Genomic DNA, 2,835 nt, shown 5'->3' with positions numbered 1-2,835 from the left:
GTGAGGGCCGGGTGCGTGCGGGGCCGGGGCGTTCAGGTCGAGTGGCGGCGCGGCGGGCGTGGCGGGCTCGGCGGGCTCGGCGGGCTCGGCGGTCAGGAGAAGGGCGGCAGGGCGGTGATCACGCGGGACAGGGCGGGTGGCAGCGGGTCCGCGGCCATGACCTCGTACCCGCCGTACACGAACTGGTACGTGAACCCGTCCGCGATCCCGCCCGGCCGACCCACCCGCGGCAGGTGCGGGAAGTCGGCGGCCTCGAGCGCGGCCTTCAGCCGGGCGAGCTCGGCGGGGGACATGTGGCCGGTTCCGGCGGGTTCGCCGCGCCGGAGGCGGGTGACGGTGCCGTCGTCTTTGACCAGCACGCTCTGGTTCACCCCGGCCAGGCCGCCGGTCCGGGTGACCCGCACGAGCCATGCGGTGGCCGGTGTGCTGGTGGGTGGGGTGCTGGGTGGGGTGGTGGGCGTGGCAGTGGGACCGCCGGTCGTGCGGCCGTCGGTCGTCGGGCCGGCGGTCGGGGTGGCTCCTGGACCGCCACTGGCGCCCGTGTCCGTCCCGGCGGCCGTGCCCGTCCCGTCTGCCGTGCCCGCCGTCGTCGACCCGGAGGGCTTGCCCGGGTCCGCCGGACCCGTGGTCATGGCCCCGGACGGTTCGCCCGCCCCCGGCGTGCAGGCCCCGAGCCCGCCGGCCACCGCACCCGTCAGCAGGGCCGCGGCCACCGCCCGCGCCACCGCCGTCCTGCGCGGGGTTCCTGGTCCGGACCAGCGGCCCGTCTGAGTGGAACTGCGCTTCACCTGCACGACACCTCCGCACCCGTTACGGCCGAGCACGAGTATGGGGGCCCCGTCCGTTCCGCGAAACCGTTCGGAGGCCGACATCAGCCGGACAGCAGAGCCCCGAGGACGTCCGTCCGGCCGGCTCCGAGGACGTCTGTCCGGCCCGCTCATGCCGCCGGGCCCGGGCCGGCCGGCCCGGGACGCCGAGCCGACGGCCGGGGGCGCCGAGCCGACGGCCGAGGGCGCCGGTGGAGGTGCGGGTGGAGGTGCGGGCGGCGGTGGCGGTGGCGGCTCGGCGTGGGTGGCCGCGTGGGTGCCGGCCGCCGTCGCGGTGGGGCTCGGGGTGTGGGGGCTGGAGCGGGGCGGGAGCATGTGGCGGGACGAGTCCGTCACCTACCAGGTCGCCCACCGCTCGCTCCCCGACCTGTGGGTGCTTCTCGGCCACGTCGACGCCGTCCACGGCCTCTACTACTTCCTGATACACGGGGTCTTCCGGCTCTGGGAAGGCGGCCTGTGGGCGCTGCGCCTGCCGTCGGTCCTCGCCACGGCCGCGGCCGCCGCGGGGGTCGGGACGCTGGCGCACCGTCTGGCGGAGCCGTGTTCCCGCCGTCCTGCGCGGCCGGCGGCCGGCTCCTGGGCGTTCACCGACGCGCTCCGTTCGCCGACTGGGGCGGCGGGGGCGGCTCGTACGGCTCCGGCGGCTCCGGCGGCGCCGGTGGGTCCGGCGGCGCCGGCTCGGGCGGGTGGTCCTGTGGCGCGGGCGGCTCGGGTCGTGGGGCGGGCGGTCCGGGTGGCTCGGGCGGCTCGGGTGGGTGGTCGCGCCGGGGGCGGGGTGGTGGCCGGGACGGCGTACGCGGTCCTGCCGCCGGTGCAGATGTACGCGCAGGAGGGGCGGTCGTACGCGCTCGTCGCCGCCGCGGTGGTCTGGGCGACGTACGCGCTGCTGCGCCGGCGCTGGGCGGCGTACACCGCGCTGGCCGTCGTGGCCTGCTGGCTGCACGAGTTCGCCGTCCTCGCGCTGTTCGCGCACGCCGTCGGCGCCCGGCGCCAACGCGCCTGGTGGCGGTGCGCTGCGGTGGTCCTGGTGTGCCTGGTCCCGCTCGGGTGGGTGAGCGCGGGCCAGGCCGGGGCGCAGCTGGGCTGGCTCGGCCGGCCGGGCGGGTCGGACTGGCTCGCGTACGCCGTGGCCGCCGCGGCGGGGCTGTGGCTGGCCCGCGGCCGGGACCCGCGCGCGGTGCGGGTGGCGCTGCCGCTCCTGCTGCTCCCGGCCGGACTGCTCCTGTCGGTGTCGCTCCTCCACCCCTGGTACGTCGACCGGTACGTGCTCTTCTCGCTCGCGGGGCTCGCACTGCTCGTCCAGCGGGTCCGGCTGGTCGCGGTGCTCGTGCTGGTGACGCTGCCGTGGACGCTGTGGCTGCGGACTCCGGACAGCCGCAAGGACGACGTCCTGGCCGTGGCGCAGGCCGTGCGCGAGCTGGCCCGGCCCGGCGACGCGGTGGTCTTCCTGCCGTCCCGGCGGCGCGAGTGGCTGCTGTCCTCCCCGGGCGTGTACGGGCACCTGCACGACGTCGCGCTGGTCCGGCCGCCCGCCGCGGAGGGCACCCTCCAGGGCTCGGAGCTGCCGTCCGAACGCATCCGGGCCGCCCTGCTCGCCGGTCCCCGCGCCGTCGCCCTGCTCGACCCCCCGGACCAGCCCCGCGACCCGTACCCGCGCGAGGCCGTCAAGCGGCAGACCCTCGTCTCGGGCTTCGAGCTCTGCGCCGTCCGCTCCGTCCACGGCGCGAGGGTGGCCCTGTTTTCGCGGCCTGGCTCGTGCTGAGGGGCGGGCTACCGGCTGATGTGGTGGGGGGTGTGTGGTGGGGGCGGTGGGTGGTGGGGGTGATGGTGGGCGGGGGGCGGTTGGTGGGTGGGTCCGGCCGGCCGCGGGGGGTGGGCCGGTGTCGGGGTGGGCTCGCTTCGGGGGCGGGTCCCGTGGTGTGTGGGTCCCCTCGCCTCTTGACCCGTCATGGCCTGCAGGCCTCCCCCAGCTACCGCTGGGAGGTGCCCCCAGCGGCAGGCCCACCCC

At 77.9% G+C, this 2,835-nt stretch carries 2 protein-coding genes; one reads left to right on the top strand and one right to left on the bottom strand.

Features of this window, described 5'->3' with window-relative positions:
- Positions 1 to 92 precede the first annotated feature (92 nt).
- On the bottom strand, positions 93 to 788 hold the full coding sequence (locus IF43_RS38575) for a hypothetical protein (protein WP_158939684.1): 696 nt from the start codon (positions 786 to 788) through the stop codon (positions 93 to 95).
- Positions 789 to 939: 151 nt separating this feature from the next.
- Here IF43_RS38575 and IF43_RS0135320 point away from each other — a divergent pair, with 151 nt between their 5' ends.
- Positions 940 to 2,589, top strand: a complete 1,650-nt coding sequence (locus IF43_RS0135320; protein WP_078910688.1) for a hypothetical protein — start codon at positions 940 to 942, stop codon at positions 2,587 to 2,589.
- The last annotated feature ends 246 nt before the right edge of the window (positions 2,590 to 2,835 follow it).

It is taken from the genome of Streptomyces sp. NRRL S-87 (assembly GCF_000719335.1).
Classification (GTDB): domain Bacteria; phylum Actinomycetota; class Actinomycetes; order Streptomycetales; family Streptomycetaceae; genus Streptomyces.
This window is presented reverse-complemented; position numbering and strand designations above follow the sequence as displayed.

Bases quoted from the DNA above. Each gene is read 5' to 3' on its own strand.
- IF43_RS0135320 (WP_078910688.1), top strand. From the start codon at position 940: ATGCCGCCGGGCCCGGGCCGGCCGGCCCGGGACGCCGAGCCGACGGCC.